This window comes from Alkalihalobacillus sp. TS-13, from assembly GCF_019720915.1.
Taxonomy (GTDB): Bacteria; Bacillota; Bacilli; order Bacillales; family Fictibacillaceae; genus Pseudalkalibacillus.
Genome location: NZ_JAHKSI010000001.1, coordinates 1940163 through 1957803 on the forward strand (window position 1 = coordinate 1940163; position 17641 = coordinate 1957803).

At 40.7% G+C, this 17641-nt stretch carries 20 protein-coding genes and 1 pseudogene; 4 read left to right on the plus strand and 17 right to left on the minus strand.

The features are described 5' to 3' along the window. Positions 1–264 precede the first annotated feature (264 nt). The 7 genes from KOL94_RS09580 to KOL94_RS09610 all read right to left on the minus strand — a co-directional run bounded on the left by KOL94_RS09580 (position 265) and on the right by KOL94_RS09610 (position 6023). Complete coding sequence (locus tag KOL94_RS09580; protein ID WP_221566072.1) at positions 265–936, minus strand: GNAT family N-acetyltransferase; 672 nt, start codon at positions 934–936, stop codon at positions 265–267. 754 nt (positions 937–1690) lie between these two features. Next, positions 1691–1927 (minus strand): YrhC family protein, encoded by a 237-nt coding sequence (locus KOL94_RS09585; RefSeq protein WP_221566074.1) that lies wholly within the window; start codon positions 1925–1927, stop codon positions 1691–1693. Between the two features lie 205 nt (positions 1928–2132). Beyond that, positions 2133–3269 carry a bifunctional cystathionine gamma-lyase/homocysteine desulfhydrase gene (locus KOL94_RS09590; RefSeq protein ID WP_221566077.1) on the minus strand — a complete coding sequence of 379 codons (1137 nt, stop codon included), beginning with the start codon at positions 3267–3269 and terminating at the stop codon, positions 2133–2135. Further along, positions 3270–4193, minus strand: a complete 924-nt coding sequence (locus KOL94_RS09595) for a PLP-dependent cysteine synthase family protein (protein ID WP_221566081.1) — start codon at positions 4191–4193, stop codon at positions 3270–3272. Positions 4194–4198: 5 nt separating this feature from the next. Further along, positions 4199–4669 carry an S-ribosylhomocysteine lyase gene (locus KOL94_RS09600; protein ID WP_221566084.1) on the minus strand — a complete coding sequence of 157 codons (471 nt, stop codon included), beginning with the start codon at positions 4667–4669 and terminating at the stop codon, positions 4199–4201. Next, positions 4662–5366: a 5'-methylthioadenosine/S-adenosylhomocysteine nucleosidase gene (gene mtnN / locus KOL94_RS09605; protein ID WP_221566087.1), complete on the minus strand. Its 705-nt coding sequence runs from the start codon at positions 5364–5366 to the stop codon at positions 4662–4664. The genes KOL94_RS09600 and mtnN overlap by 8 nt, the downstream gene beginning before the upstream one ends. 12 nt (positions 5367–5378) lie before the next feature. Then, positions 5379–6023: a class I SAM-dependent DNA methyltransferase gene (locus KOL94_RS09610; RefSeq protein ID WP_221566090.1), complete on the minus strand. Its 645-nt coding sequence runs from the start codon at positions 6021–6023 to the stop codon at positions 5379–5381. 240 nt (positions 6024–6263) lie between these two features. Here KOL94_RS09610 and KOL94_RS09615 point away from each other — a divergent pair, with 240 nt between their 5' ends. The 3 genes from KOL94_RS09615 (at position 6264) to KOL94_RS09625 (ending at position 8499) form a co-directional block, all read left to right on the plus strand. Then, positions 6264–6473: a DUF2536 family protein gene (locus KOL94_RS09615; RefSeq protein WP_221566093.1), complete on the plus strand. Its 210-nt coding sequence runs from the start codon at positions 6264–6266 to the stop codon at positions 6471–6473. Positions 6474–6624: 151 nt separating this feature from the next. Then, positions 6625–7470: a LiaG family protein gene (liaG, locus tag KOL94_RS09620; RefSeq protein ID WP_221566097.1), complete on the plus strand. Its 846-nt coding sequence runs from the start codon at positions 6625–6627 to the stop codon at positions 7468–7470. Between the two features lie 423 nt (positions 7471–7893). Continuing rightward, entirely contained in the window at positions 7894–8499 is a 606-nt protein-coding gene (locus tag KOL94_RS09625) for a DUF3995 domain-containing protein (protein WP_221566100.1), read from the plus strand. Positions 8500–8595: 96 nt separating this feature from the next. Here KOL94_RS09625 and KOL94_RS09630 read toward each other — a convergent pair whose 3' ends face one another. Continuing rightward, complete coding sequence (locus tag KOL94_RS09630) at positions 8596–9297, minus strand: DUF1510 family protein (protein ID WP_221566103.1); 702 nt, start codon at positions 9295–9297, stop codon at positions 8596–8598. Positions 9298–9487: 190 nt separating this feature from the next. On the opposite strand from KOL94_RS09630, the gene KOL94_RS09635 reads away from it, so the two are divergent. Beyond that, the gene (locus KOL94_RS09635) at positions 9488–9724 is read left to right on the plus strand and encodes a KTSC domain-containing protein (protein ID WP_221566106.1); all 237 of its coding nucleotides are present in this window, start codon (positions 9488–9490) and stop codon (positions 9722–9724) included. An 11-nt stretch (positions 9725–9735) separates the two neighbouring features. Here KOL94_RS09635 and KOL94_RS09640 read toward each other — a convergent pair whose 3' ends face one another. From KOL94_RS09640 to KOL94_RS09680, 9 genes and pseudogenes are all read right to left on the minus strand, one after another. Beyond that, positions 9736–11502 carry a peptidoglycan D,D-transpeptidase FtsI family protein gene (locus KOL94_RS09640; protein WP_221566108.1) on the minus strand — a complete coding sequence of 589 codons (1767 nt, stop codon included), beginning with the start codon at positions 11500–11502 and terminating at the stop codon, positions 9736–9738. Positions 11503–12489: 987 nt separating this feature from the next. Further along, a pseudogene (locus KOL94_RS25630) lies at positions 12490–13157 on the minus strand (serine hydrolase domain-containing protein). Positions 13158–13165: 8 nt separating this feature from the next. Beyond that, positions 13166–13642 (minus strand): transcription elongation factor GreA, encoded by a 477-nt coding sequence (greA, locus tag KOL94_RS09650; protein ID WP_221566110.1) that lies wholly within the window; start codon positions 13640–13642, stop codon positions 13166–13168. A 154-nt stretch (positions 13643–13796) separates the two neighbouring features. Beyond that, a complete protein-coding gene (gene udk / locus KOL94_RS09655) occupies positions 13797–14438 on the minus strand; it encodes a uridine kinase (RefSeq protein ID WP_221566114.1) in 642 nt (213 codons plus the stop codon). Between the two features lie 13 nt (positions 14439–14451). Next, entirely contained in the window at positions 14452–15111 is a 660-nt protein-coding gene (locus KOL94_RS09660; RefSeq protein WP_221566117.1) for an O-methyltransferase, read from the minus strand. Between the two features lie 84 nt (positions 15112–15195). Next, positions 15196–16335, minus strand: a complete 1140-nt coding sequence (gene mltG / locus KOL94_RS09665; protein WP_221566120.1) for an endolytic transglycosylase MltG — start codon at positions 16333–16335, stop codon at positions 15196–15198. Positions 16336–16629: 294 nt separating this feature from the next. Further along, the gene (locus tag KOL94_RS09670; protein ID WP_221566122.1) at positions 16630–16917 is read right to left on the minus strand and encodes a DUF1292 domain-containing protein; all 288 of its coding nucleotides are present in this window, start codon (positions 16915–16917) and stop codon (positions 16630–16632) included. Between the two features lie 16 nt (positions 16918–16933). Continuing rightward, entirely contained in the window at positions 16934–17353 is a 420-nt protein-coding gene (gene ruvX, locus KOL94_RS09675; protein WP_221566126.1) for a Holliday junction resolvase RuvX, read from the minus strand. Between the two features lie 9 nt (positions 17354–17362). After that, a complete protein-coding gene (locus tag KOL94_RS09680; protein ID WP_221566129.1) occupies positions 17363–17635 on the minus strand; it encodes an IreB family regulatory phosphoprotein in 273 nt (90 codons plus the stop codon). Between the last annotated feature and the right edge of the window lie 6 nt (positions 17636–17641).

Below are 17641 nucleotides of genomic sequence, written 5' to 3' on the forward strand. Positions count from 1 at the left end.
AACTCCCTGTGGCGATAAAGACATTTAGACATTCTTCTTCCGTCTAAAGGCATAGAAAAGCCACAGGCAGTCGTCGACCTGTGGCGTTATTAACGTGTTTGAATAACGGTTAAATTACGCTTGTTTCACCGGTCGAACTATTTGAATATTCAATTGAACCGCTTTTCCAGTTACGTATACAGTCATTTTGTTCGACCTCCTTGGTAATTTTTAACCTGCAGAGTAAATTATATCCACTTTGTTACAAAAAGTAAACCTCTTTTTTTATATTTTTTTGATTTTTTTAAAAAATGGGTTTTTCCACTGCATCAAAACCCCATAATTCCCCGATTCAGGATCATCCAAATAATTTGGCATAAGCTTTAAAGGTGTACGACCAGCTTTCATCAAAAACGATACGACAGGGTCTATGCATTCGCCCCGAATGACTCGATCTAAATAAACTTGGGGATCCATTTGATCTTTCACTTTTTCAAAACCAGGCATACGGCTTCCTCCCAGTACGGATTCAAGTTTTAATTCGACTACAAGATGATAAAGTGCTTGCATAAGCAATTTTCCTAAGCCTGTTTTCCGGTACCTAGGGCGGACACTGATATCAACAACATATAATGCATTTCCTGTCGGGTCGTGTGTACCAATTGAACCGTTATCCGTTATCTCTTCCCAGGTATGAGCCTCTCCATGATTATTCACGATTAATGTTGTGATTGATCCGGCAAGTTCACCATCTACTTCAGCACAAATCGCACCTTCCGGAAAAAGTTGAACATGGTTTTCGAGCTGCTCCTCTGTCCACCAAAGATCAGAAGGGAACGGCGGCGGAAAGCATTCCTTTTGGATATCTATGAGCTGTTGGAAGTCAGAATCAGTGTAATTACGGATCGTCGTTTTAAAGGGTGTGTCATTCTGGAAAAGATACTGATAGAAATACATAGCGTTTTGCAGTCTCCTTTTTTATGTATTTACCACATTATTAGCTTATGAAGGAGAGAATCCTGCCTTGTTTATTTTAAATTTTATTGTAGATCAGTATTTTTCAAATAAGGTCTGTGGTGTCCGCTTATGCCCCATAAAAAAGGGACTGTCCAAAGAGTGTCAGCCACTCTTTGGACAGTCCTTTTTATTTTTTAGGCTATCTTTATCTTAAAGGACTTTGTTGATTTTACACTTAAAGAAAGTATAAAATACTTTCTTCAGTATAAGAGCAACTAAGGCTCGGCCAGCGACAAGGCTTGGCTTTACCAAGTTTTCTTTAATCGAAATTTGCGACACTCCTACGGGAAAAGCGAGCCAGGCGAGACCCCACACTTTTTAAAAAGGATTGTCGACTATAATAATGAACTTCGACTAAATACCACCACGACCTATGGTGAACGTCGAAGCCAGCAGAAGGAAAGCTTCTAAGAATTTTCATCGCAGACACGAAAATGATTTCATTATTGTGTTGAGATCCTGTGCAAGTGAGGGGTCTCGCGGATATAGGGATCATGCACGGAAGTGATGTCTAGCTCAGCGACCAGTCACTTGGATCACTTCAAACTTCCTGCGGCGGTGACAGCCTCCTCGTCAGTCCTCCAGTGACCTTTGTGACTAAACGGGTCGCTTCCGCTTTTCGATTGCCCGCGGAAAGGGAGTGAATTTAGTAGAAATCAACAATATAAACTAACAGAGCTATTTCTTAAAATATCTATGATTCTTCGTTCAGTTGTTTCTTCCATTGCGAAATTTTACGATAAAATACTAACGCGATTCCAAGTGAGAGATAGCTTGTACCCAATAAGATGAGCTTGTGCAAAGTTTGTTTACCTTCAAAAGGAATAATGCTTCCAATATATAAAAATGCACTCAACGATAGGAGTACAAAGCTAAAACGTTTGAAATCTGCAATTTTATCTTTGGTATCTTTGACCATTTCCTTTGACAATACTCCCACCCCTTTACTGCTATCATCGTAACACGATCCAGATAGTAGAGTAAGAGAATATCTGACAGTTCCTGAAGTTACCAGCTTGTCAGCATGGATTCCGTGGTATAAGCAATAGTTTGGTTTATCGCTATTCATAAAGAAAGGCCCGCCAGCATTTATTCCTATTGCCGTTAGCGGACCCTTCTCTTTTTAATTGAACCGTTCAGCTTTCCAACGCTTGTTTAAGGTCTTCGATCAAGTCTTCTGCATCTTCAATTCCGACAGAAATCCGTAACAATCCATCTGTGATTCCCAGTTCATTACGTCGGTCCTTCGGAATGGAAGCATGTGTCATTCGTGCAGGAGCAGAAATCAAGCTCTCAACCGCTCCAAGACTTTCCGCAAGTGTGAAGTACCGCGTTTTGCCCAAGACCTGGTCAGCCCTTTCCTGACTACCAACATCAAACGAGATCATGCCGCCGAACCCACCTGCCTGGCGTTTCGATAATTCATGGCCAGGGTGTGACGTTAAACCAGGATAAAAGATTTTTTCCACTGCAGGATGCTTCTCCAGGAATTCCGCAATTTTCTTCGTATTGCTCTCGGTCGCTTCCATACGGAGACCGAGTGTTTTGATCCCCCGAATCAACAGCCATGAATCCTGTGGTCCGAGTACTGCTCCAGCAGAGTTTTGGATGAAGTGCAGCTCTTCAGCTAATTCCTTTGAGTTCACTACAGCAAGACCTGCGACAACATCACTATGTCCACCGATATATTTCGTCGCACTGTGCAAAACGATATCTGCACCGTGCTGGATTGGTGTCTGCCAGTAAGGAGTGTTAAATGTGTTATCGACAATCAGCAACAGATCATGTTTTTTTGCTATTTGGGAAGCTCCAGCAATATCCGTCACTTTCAACAATGGATTTGTCGGCGTTTCAACATATACAGCTTTCGTATTGCCTTTTATCGCCGCTTCAATATTATCGAGGTTGCTTGTGTCTACGAATGTCGATTCCAAACCAAGACGGTTCAACACTTTCGAAACAAGACGATATGTTCCACCATAAACGTCATCGGTAAAAACAACATGATCTCCGGTATTGAACATCATCATGATCGAATTGATCGCAGCCATTCCTGAACCGAATGCGAATCCAGCTTCACCTTCTTCTAAATCCTTAATCAATTCTTCTAGTGCATAACGCGTCGGGTTTCCTGTACGAGAATACTCGTATCCTTTGAAGTTACCGACACTTTCCTGTTTATACGTACTTACCTGATAAATCGGAGTGGAAACGGCACCTGTATGCTCGTCACCGAAAATACCAGCATGGATCATTTTCGTTTTCGGCTTCATTTATATGCCTCCTTGGTAGATCTTTTGGCTTAAGTAACGCTCACTGCTGTCTGGAAAGACCGTAACGATATGACTACCGGGCTTTGCTTGTTCGGCTTCGATCAATGCAGCATGTAAAACAGCTCCAGATGAACTGCCGGCAAGGAGTCCTTCTTTCAAAGCTAATTCTTTAACCCGGTTAAAAGCATCCACATCTTCAATTGTATAGATTGCATCGAAATAACTTGTATCCATATAATCCGGGAGGAATTCCATGCCAATTCCTTCAGCCTTGTGCGGCCCTGGTTCCCCCCCGTTCAAGATCGATCCTTCTGGTTCAACAATGACTGTTTTAATGTCTTTGCTTTGTTCCTTCAAATAGCGGGCTGTGCCCATGAAGGTACCACCAGTTCCTGCACCAGCTAGGAAAACGTCGACTTTTCCATCAAGCGCTTCCCAGATTTCAGGCCCTAGTGTTTTATAATACGTATTTGGGTTTGCTGGATTTGCAAATTGAGCAGGATAATAGGAATTCTCGATTTCCTTTTCAAGCTCCTTCGCCTTTTCGATTGCACCACGCATCCCTTTTTCGGTTTCAGTATTGACAATCTTGGCACCTAACGCCCGCATTAATTCCTGCTTTTCAACACTGAACTTTTCAGGAACGACGAATATCACTTCGATTCCCTTGTTCACAGCCGCCAAGGCGAGGCCGATACCAGTATTTCCGGCAGTAGGCTCGATCACCGTCCCGCCAGGCTTGAGTTTTCCGCTGATGAAAGCTTCTTCAAGTAATTCTTTTCCAAGTCGATCCTTGATGCTTCCACCTGGATTGTAAAACTCAAGTTTAGCGAAAAGCCGTACACCGTTGGGAAGATCATAGTTGGCGATCTCCACCAGCGGCGTATGACCAATCAGCTCTTGAACGTTTTTAAAATACCTCATGCATGTTATTCCTCTCCAAATACATCTTTCCATTCACTGCGTTTTTCAAGCATTTCTGTGGCGATTTCCTTGGCACCCTCGAGGCTGTGGTTGGCAGCCCATCCACATTGCACCTCATTACATGCCGGAACTTCATCCGCATTAAGGACATCATTCAATGTCTTTTCCAGAACATCCATAATTTCCTCTTGATCCGAATGGTTCAATACAGAAAGGTAGAATCCCGTCTGACATCCCATCGGTCCGATATCAATTACACGATCATGATGGTTACGGATATTTTCCGCCATCAAATGTTCAAGGGAATGAAGTCCTGGCATATCCATATGTGCTTTGTTCGGTTGCTTGAAACGGATATCATATTTTGAAATCTCGTCTCCATGTTGACCTTTCGTAACCCCTACGAGACGGACATACGGTGCGAGTACTTTCGTATGATCGAGATTGAAACTTTCTACATTCATTTTTTTAGCCATGTTTCTTCAGCTCCTTTACCATTTTTAGAATCAAATCTGCGGAATTTTTCGCCGCTACTTTCAAAAATTGATCGAATGACATCGGTGCATCTTTACCTGCGATATCCGATAAAGAACGAATCACGACAAACGGGACTTTGAATTGATGACAAACCTGCGCTATTGCGGCAGCCTCCATTTCGGCTGCAAATAATTCAGGGAACTTTCCGCGGATGTCTTTTACCCGTGATGCGTCGTTCATGAATGAATCACCGGATGCAATCAACCCTTTGACGATCTGCATCTCAGTAGCATCCTTCGCACTTTCTTCTGCAATATTCACAAGCAATGGATCAGGCATATAAAAAGCAGGCAATTGCGGGACTTGGCCGTACTCATAACCGAAAGCCGTAACGTCTACATCATGGTGTCGTATTTCCGTTGAAATGACTACGTCCCCCACATTCAAGTCAGGATTGAACCCCCCTGCAGAGCCTGTGTTGATCACATAATCAGGTTTATATAGCTGATTCAATAACGTTGTTGCAATCGCTGCGTTGACTTTACCAATCCCTGATTTCAACAAAATGACATCCTGATCGTATAATTTCCCTGTAAAGAAGGTACATCCTGCGATCGTTTCTGTCTTACTATCCTCAATCAATTCTTGCATTAAGATGACTTCTTCGTCCATTGCTCCGATAATAGCGACTTTCATATTCACATTCCTTTACAAATCTTTTTTTACAGCATGAATCAACCACACATACCGATTCAGTCGTTCAAAGCTAACTTCAAAGCCATTATTTTGAAAAATCCCTGATAGAACGCCAATCGTAGTGTAGTATTCCGTCTGCAGATCATGAAGCAAGTTCTTGTAGCCCTGGCTCTTTACCCGATCATGAATTTCTTTTTTCGCTTCTTCATGTTCAAATACAGTGTCTGCAAATACAATTTTACCATTGTTACCAAGGAGCTTTCCATAATTATGAATAGCACGTGCTTTTTCATCGTCTGTCAAATGATGAAACGCATACGTACTTACAATCGTGTCAATGTTTTCATCGAATTCAGGATAAGATAGAAAATCACCATCGACGATTTTTAAGTTTGGAAAGCGTTCTTCAGTTTTCTCTCGCATGACAGGTGATGGCTCCACCCCCACCACATCCAGTTTTTTATTGAGTAAGACGTTCGTCAAATTGCCCGTTCCTACGCCGAACTCAAGAACGGTTCCGGAAGATTCACTTGCCACTCGTTCAAGAATTTCTTCATATCGTTCAAAAACCTCATGATATTCATTATCTTTACTTGAAACAGTCTCATCATAAGATTCTGCCCATTGGTTAAAGAGATCGATAAACTCTCTACCCACCCTGTCCACACTCCTAAACTTTAAAATTTATTATTCCTATCAATATAGTATGATTTATTATTAATATGGATACAACATATCATAATCGAGAGAATCTGGCAAAATTGAAACCGTGTTTTAACCCGCTATTGTACGAGTTTCGGCTATTCATGTGTGGCACCTTCATGGTAAAATTTTATTCAGCATAGAATGATTTGGATAATATCCCCTGACATGAGTAATTTTTAGGAGTGTGAAAATATGGAGCTTCATCTAGATTTTATTGAAGATAAAGTAGAGTTTTTCGAAACAGGTGAACTTTCAAAGCTGGAAGCGGCAGTTCAAGAAAAAATTGAACAAAACCAGGCCTTATTACTTCGGGTACATCATGTATCACATCAGGTGAACATCGATCCCTCGAGCGGAAAACGTATCTATTCAGCAGTTGTGCATTTCAGATACAAAGGCTGAACGAGAAAAAAGGAGCCGTATTGGTCGGCTCCTTTTTTACGTCTCAAGCCTTAATTTTAAATCATGCTTGAGGGCGTTGTTCCAATACTGAAAGTATCATAATCTAGATACAACAAAGTAAATAAAGTCAAAGCGAAAGTGGGTAACCATTATGAAAATGTTTTTTGCAATCTTAATCATTCTGATAGGGGGATATCTCCTATTTACAGAAGCAAAACCAACCTGGTCTTTATTTGGAAGTGGCAAGGATCTCTCAGAAGAGGTAAAGGGTGCAGATCGGATCAATATTGATGTTTCCGGTATGAATACGAAGATCGTTCCTGAAAAAAGAAGCGATCTGAGAGTAGAATTAGATGGTAAAGGAGATGTAGATCTCACTCGCCGCGGTGATGACATCAAAGTAAAAGCGAGAAAAGGATGGTTCAACTGGTTTGGATTCGATAGAACCAAGCTGATCATACACATACCCGAGGATTACGATCAAGAACTTGAACTGCATAATGGATCGGGTAATTTAACCTTTTATGGTCCATCAGACCAAATGAAGTTGAAATCCTTAAAGGTCGAAATTAATTCAGGAAACTTGAAGCTAGAAAATATTCATGCAAAGAAGTTCAGCCATGATGCTTCGTCAGGTAATGTAGATGTAAAAAATCTGAAAACAGACCAAGGGACATTCGATATCAGTTCCGGGAATGTAAAAATCAAGAACTATACGGGGGCATTGTCTGCAGATTTATCTTCAGGTAAATTAGACGTTCAGATGGATGAACTGACTGGAGACATTGATGTTAAGATAAGTTCCGGATCAGCTGAATTGGACCTTCCAAAAGATGCTGGATTCAAGGTGAAAGGAAAAGTAAGCAGCGGACATATCGATTGTCATTTCCCATTGGAAAATGAAATTTCTGATCGAAAAAGAATAGAAGGGATTCATGGCTCTGGAGATCACCGTGTCGATCTCTCTGTATCCAGTGGCCATATCAAAATTCATTAAGGCTGTATTCTAATAATTTGTTGCTTATGAACTCTATTTGATATAGAGGTCAAAAAAACCGGTAAGCAGTGTAAATATATGAGACTCCTGCGGGAAAAGCGAGCCAAGCGAGACCCCGGAGCGCGGAACTCGCGAGGAGGCTTGCGGAAGTAGGAAAATGTAAGGATATGAGGTCTAGCTCAGCGACCAATCACTTGGATCACTTCAAACTTCCTGCGGCGGCGACAGCCTCCTCGTCAGTTTTCCAGTGCACTGCGTTCCTGACCGGGTCGCTTCCGCTTTTCTAGCCCGCGGAAAGCGAGTATATTTCCACACCATTACATGGAATTATGAAAAACAACAATCTTTACTATTAGAGTCATCAGTAAAAATCAAGAAACTGCTCTGTTTTAAGTGACATGGAAAAAAGATAGGAGAGTTTTTATGATTGATATGATTGAAAAGAAAGTAAACATCCCTAGTTATCCGCAGCCACAACTTCGACGTAATTTAGTTTTGACGGGATATGCTGTATTCATTTGGTCAATAGCCTATATGTTGCCTCATCTTTATTGGGCTTTAGGTGGAACAATCGGTTTATCCTTGCTGAAGGAATCTGTAGCAGAAACAGCTTTTTGGGAAATGATAAACTGGGTAGCATCAGGATTCCTAACAGCTGCTGGACTCGTAGGTATTGCATTCATCTATCTTAGGAAACAAAAAGTCATTAGCTATTTGCTGCTCGGAATAGCCTTATTTGGATGTTCGATAGCGACTTCCCATGGGATATATGGGCTCTTCTACCGGATATTTCAAATTACAGGTGTAGTCGAGTTGGAATCTGGATCGTTTAATGTTAATGAACATTTGTTTATAGTGTGGGATCTTTTGTTATTCGAACCGTGGTTTATGATTGAGGGAGTTTTATTTGGCTTCCTTGGTTGGTTTTACATTAACAAGTCACGAAACAGGCGAATCTGGTTAATGCTCTGTACAGTTGGCATCATCTTCGGTTTAGTTTCAGGTCTGTTAGGTGTACGGTTTGCATAAAGAAAATGGAGCATTGACTTTTTATACTCCGCAATGATGGAAAAAAGGACCCGAAAGAAATTAATCATTCTCCGGGTCCTTTTCGTGCTATATTTCTTATTGATTAGCTGCACCTGGAACACGTTCGACAGACGTTGGTTTCCAACCTTCACCATCTACCCATTCAAGCATGACGACATAAGGGTTGTCTTTATTTTCGGCTTTACTAACAATACCTTTAGCTGTAGTTGCAGATCCACCGTTTCCAATCCACCAGTACTCGATTTCATCAGGTGATAGTCCTGTTGCATATTGTAGCGCTTTTTCTTTTTCCTTCCAATCAGTAGTACCTTTTTCGAAGCTTGATTGATGTGAGTCTTTCTGGACAGTACCTACTGGCTCCCATGCACCATCAGGTCCTGCAGTATCGTCAGAATAGGTCTTATATCCTTCACTATCTTCACTGCTTCCTTCAGATGCCTCTTCTTCCTCTTTCTCTACAGATGTATCATCTTCTTCCTTAGATTCGCTGTCTGTGTTCGTTTCATTTTCCTTATTTTCTTCTTCGGCAGCTTGCTCATTTGAAGAATCATTATTGCTCGATTCATCTGAGTTCTCATCTGTTTCAGGTACAGATGCTGTATTATCTTGATTCTGCTGTTTTTCAGTAGCGGATTCATCGTCACCTAAAAGCATACTTGCTCCTACGGCAAGGATCCCAATGAAGACGACACCGATCAATATATTCAATATAAGTGTTTGCTTTTTACTTTTTTGTGTTCGTTTATACCTCGAGTTGGTTGAAAAATTATCTCTCATGGTCTCCCCTCCAATCCTACATATTATTCTACCACTCTACATTGTTTCGATGAAGGATTATTTTTTGTACCGTACAAGAAAATATTGTATAATCAATAGTGTGAATATTTGTAATTTTTAAACTAGTTTTGTCGTTAAAAAGGATTTTCTCCATAACATGGCTAATAGTATTGATAAGGAGGGGAAATGTATGCAGTTTACAACTTTTCATTCAGAAGAATGGAATCTGAAAACGTTTCATACGATTGGCTATCAAAAAGACACGCAAACGTTACATGTCTGTTTACATGATGGTTCGACTCTAGAAGTGTTCGATGTTTCTGAACAGAGGCTCTTTGAATTCATCCTGGCGCCTTACAAAGAACAGCATCTTCAGGACCACTTGCTCCCCAACCACGAAGTGAAAGTCGTACAACCCAAAGCATAACATACACTCGCTCAGTCTGGTTGTTGTTGTGCTTCATACAACTGTTGAACAATCTGCGCAAATGTTTTGTTCGTAGCAGTTTCTGTTTCTGCTGCATCCAGGTCAACAACGACCAGCGCGTATTTTGGATCATCAGCAGGAAAGTAACCCGCAAACCACTTATTGTACACTTTCTGACCCTTTTCACCTTTTTCAGCGGTACCCGATTTTCCTGCTACAGCCCAAGGCAATTGACTGAAAGAACCATGTCCAGTTCCATTTGGATCAGCGACAACTCCCTTCAATAATTTCTGAAGCTCTTTGATCGTATAGCGAGATAAAGTATCACCAGCTATTTCTTTCTCCTTAAAATCTGCAAGTGTCGTTCCGTTCTTATATAAAACAGAATGAGCTGCGCGCACTTGTTTTTTTGTGCCTCCTCTTGCAATCGTCGCCATCATATTCGCCACCGAAAGTGGAGAAACACGTACATTCAACTGACCGATAGCGGTTTGGGAAATTGCACGAGAAACATTTTTATCCTGTCCATCATTCCATATCACGTTTGGTTGTTCGCCTGGATAGTGCTTGAAACTCTCAAAATGAAACACATCTCCTGTCCATCCTGAAAATGCAGTAAGTCCTAATTTAGCGGCATATTCATCAGTGATATCTTTGTCATTTTCCATTATTTCGTTTAGTAAGGTCGCAAAGGTATTGTTACAACTCTGATAAAAGCTTTCTTTAAAGGTTAAATTGCCTAAATCACGTTGCTCCTGCCCCTCATTATAGGTGTTTCTACTGCAATCAAAGACACGATCCGGGTCAGTCGATAGATGATCTTCTTCGATAGCAGCTGCTGCTGTGACAATTTTAAAAACAGAACCCGGAAAGTGTGTCTCTAGCATTTTATTTGCTGTGCCTTCAGCTAAAGGATTTGAATGTGGTGGCAATGGTCGGCTGGACATAGCAAGCACATCACTTGAATCTACATCCAATAGGACCGCACCACCCTTTGTAATCTTGAATTGATCAAATGCGTCTTCTACGATGCGCTGAGCATTTGGATCCAAAGTTGTCCTTAGGGTTACAGGATAGAACGGGTTAGACGGTGCTGTATATTTGACATCAAAACCGAAAAGTGGCCTTCCGGACTGTTCAACATGATAAATAAGCTTCGATTCTCCTTCTGAAATCAAAAAAGGATCGAAAGCTGCCTGTATTCCGTTGACCCCTATTTTGGTTGATATACTTATTAGACCTTTGTCTATACGTTCAGGGTATTTTTCACGTAACATCCCAGGGTTTTCACGTACTGAACCAATGAAATGTTTTGCAAAGGTGTTTTCTTCATTTATTGAGAGCATTTGGCCGAATGCACCCTGAATCATCAGATCATTCACATGTTCAACTGTTTCACGTGTGATGTCTTCATTTTTGATTACAAGAGGATCTTTCCTGCCCTCCAATTTACTCTTCAATTCAAACGTCGAACGGTTGACGAGCGGAGATAATTTCTTAAGTGCATCTTCATCTTCTTTTAAAAACGGAAAAAGGATGACAGAAGGTTCATGCACTTCCGCCAAGAGTTCACCATAGCGGTCCTGCATCTTCCCTCTCCCATCATCTAAAGCGATCGAGTGTATACGTTGTTTGACACTTTCTTCAATCAGATTTACCTGGTATTTTGAAAACGATCGTGTATCGACCAATTGGATATGTGCTAGTCTGCCGATAAGCACGGCCAATACGATACTGAATACGATTAAAACATAATAATGCCGCTTCGGATTGTTCATGTGAGCCCCACCTCACCAACCATTCTCGCCCGAAACAACTTTTTTAAAACAATACTCTTTTTATTCTTGGTATTGTTCGTTTTTATTATTGATTTCTTTCGCTCCCTTTCCGTGGGCAAACGAAAAGCGGAAGCGACCCGTTTAGTCACGCAGGTCACTAGAAAACTAACGAGGAGGGCTCGAACCAAACAAAGACTTGGTTCTACGTGGGCTCCCACATAAGGTGTTAATCAATGTGTCGACCGCCACAGGAAGGTTGAAGTGATCCAAGTGATTGGTCGCTGAGCTGACATCATTTCTTTGCAATTTCCTACTACCGCGAGCCTCCTCACTAGCTTTCCTTATGCTGGCTTCGACGTTCACCACAGGACGTACTTGTACAGGATGTACTGACTTCGACGTTCACCATAGGACGTGGTGGTATTTAGTCGAAGTTCATTATTATAGTCGAAGATCCATAATTCGCTGCGGGGTCTCGCCAGGCTCACTTTTCCCGCAGGAGTGTCGCGAATATCGGTTAAATGAACGTTTTATAAAATCAACATTAATCATTACTATAGACAAAAAATAGAATGAATTATTCTTCCATTATCCTCTCTTTTTGTAATAAATGCTCCTTTACCTTTTCGAAAATAGCAAAAGAATTTACTTTCTCATTGTTCCATAACATGATGACGTTAAGCTTCTCATCTGATATTGCCAGATTTCTGAACGAAATCCAGGTGTTCCCCCACCAATGAGTCTGAAATTTGGTCCCAGGAACCAACCATATCCATATTTCAAATTTGGATCCCAACTGGTAGTTATATATGAAGTAAACATTTTTTCGTAGGATGCCTCAGATAATATCTTTTTACTTAGGAGCGCATCACACCATTTATTCAAATCGCGAACAGTTGAATAAAGTTCACCTGGTGCATCAATTATACTTAATTTGTCATGATCTGCATTTATCAATTTTCCGTTTTCGATAGAATGACCAAGCGCTCATTTTGGATTAATCAGTTTAGGGTTGTCTATACCTGTATCATTCATTTTAAGAGGTGTGAAGAAAAGTTCATTAAGTAATTCTTCAAAAGTCATACCCGATACACTTTCCATGATGTAACCCATCAGGATGAAGCCTGTGCTATGTAACTCCATTTTTGCCCGGGCTCGAATAATTGCTCCTGACCTGCAAAACATGCAAGAAAATCTCCTTCTTCAGTCTGGAGTTTATACATTTCATAACGAAGATTTGGAACAGCATAAATATCATATAATCCTGAAGTATGGTTGAGAAGATGATAGAGAGTAATCTTTGGGTGGAGCTTTTTCAATTCTTTTATGTATGTCTCAGGAGCATCATATAAATTCAGTAGTCCTTTCTCTTCCAGCTTCAATGCAGCAGCAGCGATGAACATTTTGGTCTCAGAGGCGATATGGAATTTAGTTTCGAGTGTATTAGGTACATCTAGTTGTATACTGGCTTTACCATAGGCCTTTTCGAAAATCACATTATGATCTTTTGAGATTAAGATTGCCCCGCTTAAATGATGCTCTATCTCATAATTCCTCAGAGTTTCTTCAATTGCTTCCATGAATTCCTCCTTAAACAAATAGCTGAAAATGAAAATGCAAAAAACCCGTTCATCCTTTTCGACAAACGGGTTCATCCATCTATTTAGCCTACTTCTACGATGCGTACGTTCATTTCCCCGCCCGGTGTTTGGACAGCTACTTCATCACCGACAGTGCGGCCCATTAGGCTTCTAGCCATAGGGGAGTCATTAGAGATCTTACCTTCGAACGGATCTGCCTCAGCACTTCCGACGATTGTGTAAGATTCCTCTTCTCCATCTGGTAATTCGATGAATTTCACTGATTTACCGATGGACACAACATGCGGATTCTGATCCTGCTCTTCAATGATCTCAGCATTACGGATCATCTTTTCAAGCTGTTGTATACGAGCTTCTACGAATGCCTGCTCATCTTTCGCAGCATCATACTCAGAGTTCTCAGATAGATCTCCGAAGCTCCTAGCAACCTTGATACGTTCAACGACTTCTTTACGTTTTTCCGTTTTCAAGTATTCCAATTCGTTTTCGAGTTTCTGTTTACCCTCTTCAGTCATATAATGTTTCTTTTCTTCTGCCATCATTCTTCACTCCTCTAAAACCTTCTCGTTACCGACTAGTATATGCATTGGAACTAAAGACGTATTAATAAAAAATGTAAGCGTACACATTGTACACTATCTGAAATATAAGATATTCATCTCATATTGAAAACAGAGGTGATCGGACCCCCTGTTATGATTTCAATATTTCTTTAGTTTCTAGGATCGTATTGATTTTCGTCACCATCAGGTCGATCGCCACTCGGTTTTGGCCGCCCTCAGGAATAATGATATCAGCATATCGTTTCGTCGGTTCAATGAATTGATTATGCATCGGACGAACGACTGTGGTATATTGATCGATTACGGAGTCGATGGTACGTCCACGTTCATTGATATCACGAAGGAGACGTCTAATGATCCGGACATCTGCATCAGTATCAACGAATAATTTGATATCCATCAGATCACGCAGCCGTTCGTCCTCTAAAATAAGAATACCTTCTAATATGATAACATCTTTTGGTTCAATTGGAATTATTTTATCACTTCTTGTGTGTGCTGTATAGTCATAAACAGGTTTTTCAATGGACTCTTTGTTTCTGAGCTTTTCGATATGTTCAATCAATAAATCATTATCGAATGCGAGAGGATGGTCATAATTCGTTTCTAGTCTCTCATCCATCGATTTTTCGGATTGGTCCTTATAGTATGCATCCTGTTCAAGAATTAAAATCGATTGATCGGCAAACTGCCTGAAGATTTCTTTCGCTACTGTCGTTTTTCCGGATCCTGAACCTCCGGCAACACCAATTACAACTGGTTTCTTACCCATGCTTCCTTCCCCTTTATTCCTTTACTTTATCTTTCAAAATACTAATAGCCATTCCGTCACCAACAGGAAGTATCGTTGTATCGAACCTGGATTGTCCAATCAAAAATTCATTGTAATTCCGAATTTTATCCGTCAGCTTCCGAAATCTCCTTGTCTCGATTTCTTCGTTCCCTTTTGCTACGAATCCTCTGAACAAGACATTATCACTAACTATTACTCCACTTGATACGAGCATGTTTTCAAATTCCTGAAAGAAACGCTGGTACTGCCCTTTGGCAGCATCTATGAAAATGAAGTCATAAGGTCCTTCTTCTTCAATCTCCGAAATTTTCTCAAGTGCATCTCCTTCAATTACGTGAATTGAATCTTGCAATTCAAGTTTTGAAATATTGGCAACTGCTTGGTCAAACCGCTCTGAATCACGTTCGATGGTTACAACATGACTCTCTGGAGCGGCCTGTACCATCCGGATTGCGGAATATCCAATTGCAGTTCCGATTTCCAAAATACGCTTCGGTTTATGGAGACGAATAATTTGTAATAGGGCTTCCATTCCTATCAGATCCATAATCGGGACATTTTCTACCCGCGCATCTTCTTCCATCTGTAAAATTTCTTGCTGTCTATCTGGGATCAATCCTTCAATATAATGTTTCAACTCGTCTGAAATCATGTGGAAGCCTCCTCTTAACCCGGTCTATTTTAACATAAGAAAAGAGGGAATGCGAGTCTCTCTCATCCCCTCTGGTTTCCAATATTATTCTTTGTCTTTATTTGCAAGGTCACGCCACTCTTGAATGTATTTTTCCTTGATCTTATTATGGTCATCCAAAGTTTTCGCATATAGGACTTCCCCGTTCGGCCGTGCGAAGAAATAATAATTCGCGTTCGGCTCTGGATTCACTGCAGCATTGATCGCTGATTCTCCAGGAGCTGAAATCGGTCCGATCGGTAAACCGGACTCATTATAGGTATTGTACGGTGATTCGATTTCTGTGTCCTTATACGTTACTGTAATTTTCGACTGTTGCTGCGCGTAGGTGACCGTCACATCAGATTGGAGAGGCATCCCTTTTTGAAGACGATTATAAAATACACCTGAAACTTTGAATCGGTCTTCCTTTTCTTTCGCCTCTTCTTCGATGATGGAAGCTAATGTGAGGATCTCATGAGTCGAATAGCTCGATTCTTGTATCCCTGCGTTATATTTCGTCACCACTGTGCTCATCTTTTTAACCATCGAATCAATGATGGATTCTAAACTCGGATCTTTCACGTAAAATTCATAGGTTGCTGGAAAAAGATAGCCTTCGAGTGGCCAAATCACTTTTTCATCCAAGATTTTTTCATCCAATAACGGATATTTTGCAATTAATGATTCAATGAATTTCTTATCTTTCATTTTTTCCTGGACTTCATCTTCTGTGTAATCCGTTTGTTCTGCAATTTTGGATACTACTTCATTGATGCGGAGTCCTTCTGGAATACGGACGGTCATTTCCGCCTCTTTATATACTTTACCGTCTTTCAGAGAATTAATGATGCCTTTCATCTCCATAGATTGGTTAAGTTCATAGTTTCCTGCTTGAAAATCATCTTCATTTTTATATTTGACATAGTACTTGAATACGAGTGCGCTTTTGATTACCCCGCTCTCTTCTAATTTTTTCGCTATCGTGCCGGTTGATGTGCCAATTGGTATTTCTACTTCTATCGTTTCTTTATTGGAAGCATCAACTGGCTCAAATGCGCCTTTAATATATACGTAGCCACCGATTCCCAGGCCAACGATCGAAAAAACCAGGAGTGTAAGTACGGTAAATACGACTCGTCTTACAATCTTTGCTTCCTGATTACGGCGCACAATCGTGTCTTGATCTAGATTTGGTTGAAGCACCGAAATATCCCCCCTCTAATACATCTGTTCCATTATACTATAATTCAGTATTGATTCGGCTTAAATTCGTCAATTTTTTTAGATTTTGTCAAAATCAGGATTAAATGCCGATCAGGTTCTATTTATATTCTGAATGTTGAATTCTAAGAAAGATTAAAATGGATTTAACATTTAAGAGTTAGCCTTTTGAAAGGAAGTGAACTTCGCGGAAATCAACAATAAAAACGAACAAAATAATGAATTAACTAAAAAAAGACTGACCACACATTTGTGATCAGCCTTCATCATCTTAGTTTAGAGTTCTTCGGATTCTTGGAAAGTGTTCAACATTTCTTCGACCATATCCCATTCTTGATCTGTTTCAATTGGGAAAAGTTCGATATCATCATCTTTTTCGCCTTTATCTTCGTAACGGAAAGCGAAAACTTCAACATCTTCTTCATCTTCACCATTTTCAACAGGAACAAGTACCATGTACGAACGTTCAGTTGCATCTACATCGAACGTAAAGAGTACTTCAAATAAATGTTCCTCTCCATTTTCATCAGGGATGATAATCCGCTCTTTTTCTTCGTCAGACATTATTAGCACCTCTTTTTTAGTTGACGGCTGGGCTGTCTAAATAGCTCTGTAAGATGAGCACAGCTGCCATTTTGTCAATGACCCCTTTGCGCTTCTTGCGGCTGACATCAGCTTCTATGAGCATACGTTCTGCCGCGGCCGTGGTCAAACGTTCATCCCACAGCACAGTGGATATTTTTAATGTGTCCTCAATATGCTTCGCAAATTCTTGACACATTTCTCCACTAGGGCCGATTGTTCCATTCATATTTTTCGGTAGACCGACCACGATTGTGTCGACTTCATGCTTTTCGATCAGTTGCTTTAAATACTGCATTTCCTGGTCGATGTCTTCCGTACGTCGGTATGTTTCTATCCCTTGTGCCGTCCATCCTAACGCATCGCTAAGTGCAATGCCAATTGTTTTTGTACCGACGTCTAACCCTAATTTTCGCATATGCAGAGTTTATCTCTCACTTTCCTGATGTTGTACTAGATACGATTTTACGAGTTCCTCAATCAATTCATCGCGTTCAAGCTTGCGGATCTTACTCCTTGCATCATTATGACGAGGAATATAAGCTGGATCGCCAGACAGGAGGTACCCTACGATCTGGTTGATCGGATTGTATCCTTTCTCTTGCAATGACTCGTATACTGACATCAATACACTCTTCACGTTGGTATCCATCGAGTCGTCTTGGAAATTGAACTTCACCGTCTTGTCAAATGAGCTCATCTTGAC

Coding starts and splice junctions, on each gene's coding strand:
- KOL94_RS09580 (WP_221566072.1), bottom strand. CDS start 936: ATGTATTTCTATCAGTATCTTTTCCAGAATGACACACCCTTTAAAACG.
- KOL94_RS09590 (WP_221566077.1), bottom strand. CDS start 3,269: ATGAAGCCGAAAACGAAAATGATCCATGCTGGTATTTTCGGTGACGAG.
- KOL94_RS09595 (WP_221566081.1), bottom strand. CDS start 4,193: ATGAGGTATTTTAAAAACGTTCAAGAGCTGATTGGTCATACGCCGCTG.
- KOL94_RS09600 (WP_221566084.1), bottom strand. CDS start 4,669: ATGGCTAAAAAAATGAATGTAGAAAGTTTCAATCTCGATCATACGAAA.
- mtnN (WP_221566087.1), bottom strand. CDS start 5,366: ATGAAAGTCGCTATTATCGGAGCAATGGACGAAGAAGTCATCTTAATG.
- KOL94_RS09615 (WP_221566093.1), top strand. CDS start 6,264: ATGGAGCTTCATCTAGATTTTATTGAAGATAAAGTAGAGTTTTTCGAA.
- liaG (WP_221566097.1), top strand. CDS start 6,625: ATGAAAATGTTTTTTGCAATCTTAATCATTCTGATAGGGGGATATCTC.
- KOL94_RS09625 (WP_221566100.1), top strand. CDS start 7,894: ATGATTGATATGATTGAAAAGAAAGTAAACATCCCTAGTTATCCGCAG.
- KOL94_RS09630 (WP_221566103.1), bottom strand. CDS start 9,297: ATGAGAGATAATTTTTCAACCAACTCGAGGTATAAACGAACACAAAAA.
- KOL94_RS09635 (WP_221566106.1), top strand. CDS start 9,488: ATGCAGTTTACAACTTTTCATTCAGAAGAATGGAATCTGAAAACGTTT.
- KOL94_RS09640 (WP_221566108.1), bottom strand. CDS start 11,502: ATGAACAATCCGAAGCGGCATTATTATGTTTTAATCGTATTCAGTATC.
- greA (WP_221566110.1), bottom strand. CDS start 13,642: ATGGCAGAAGAAAAGAAACATTATATGACTGAAGAGGGTAAACAGAAA.
- udk (WP_221566114.1), bottom strand. CDS start 14,438: ATGGGTAAGAAACCAGTTGTAATTGGTGTTGCCGGAGGTTCAGGATCC.
- KOL94_RS09660 (WP_221566117.1), bottom strand. CDS start 15,111: ATGATTTCAGACGAGTTGAAACATTATATTGAAGGATTGATCCCAGAT.
- KOL94_RS09670 (WP_221566122.1), bottom strand. CDS start 16,917: ATGTCTGACGAAGAAAAAGAGCGGATTATCATCCCTGATGAAAATGGA.
- ruvX (WP_221566126.1), bottom strand. CDS start 17,353: ATGCGAAAATTAGGGTTAGACGTCGGTACAAAAACAATTGGCATTGCA.
- KOL94_RS09680 (WP_221566129.1), bottom strand. CDS start 17,635: ATGAGCTCATTTGACAAGACGGTGAAGTTCAATTTCCAAGACGACTCG.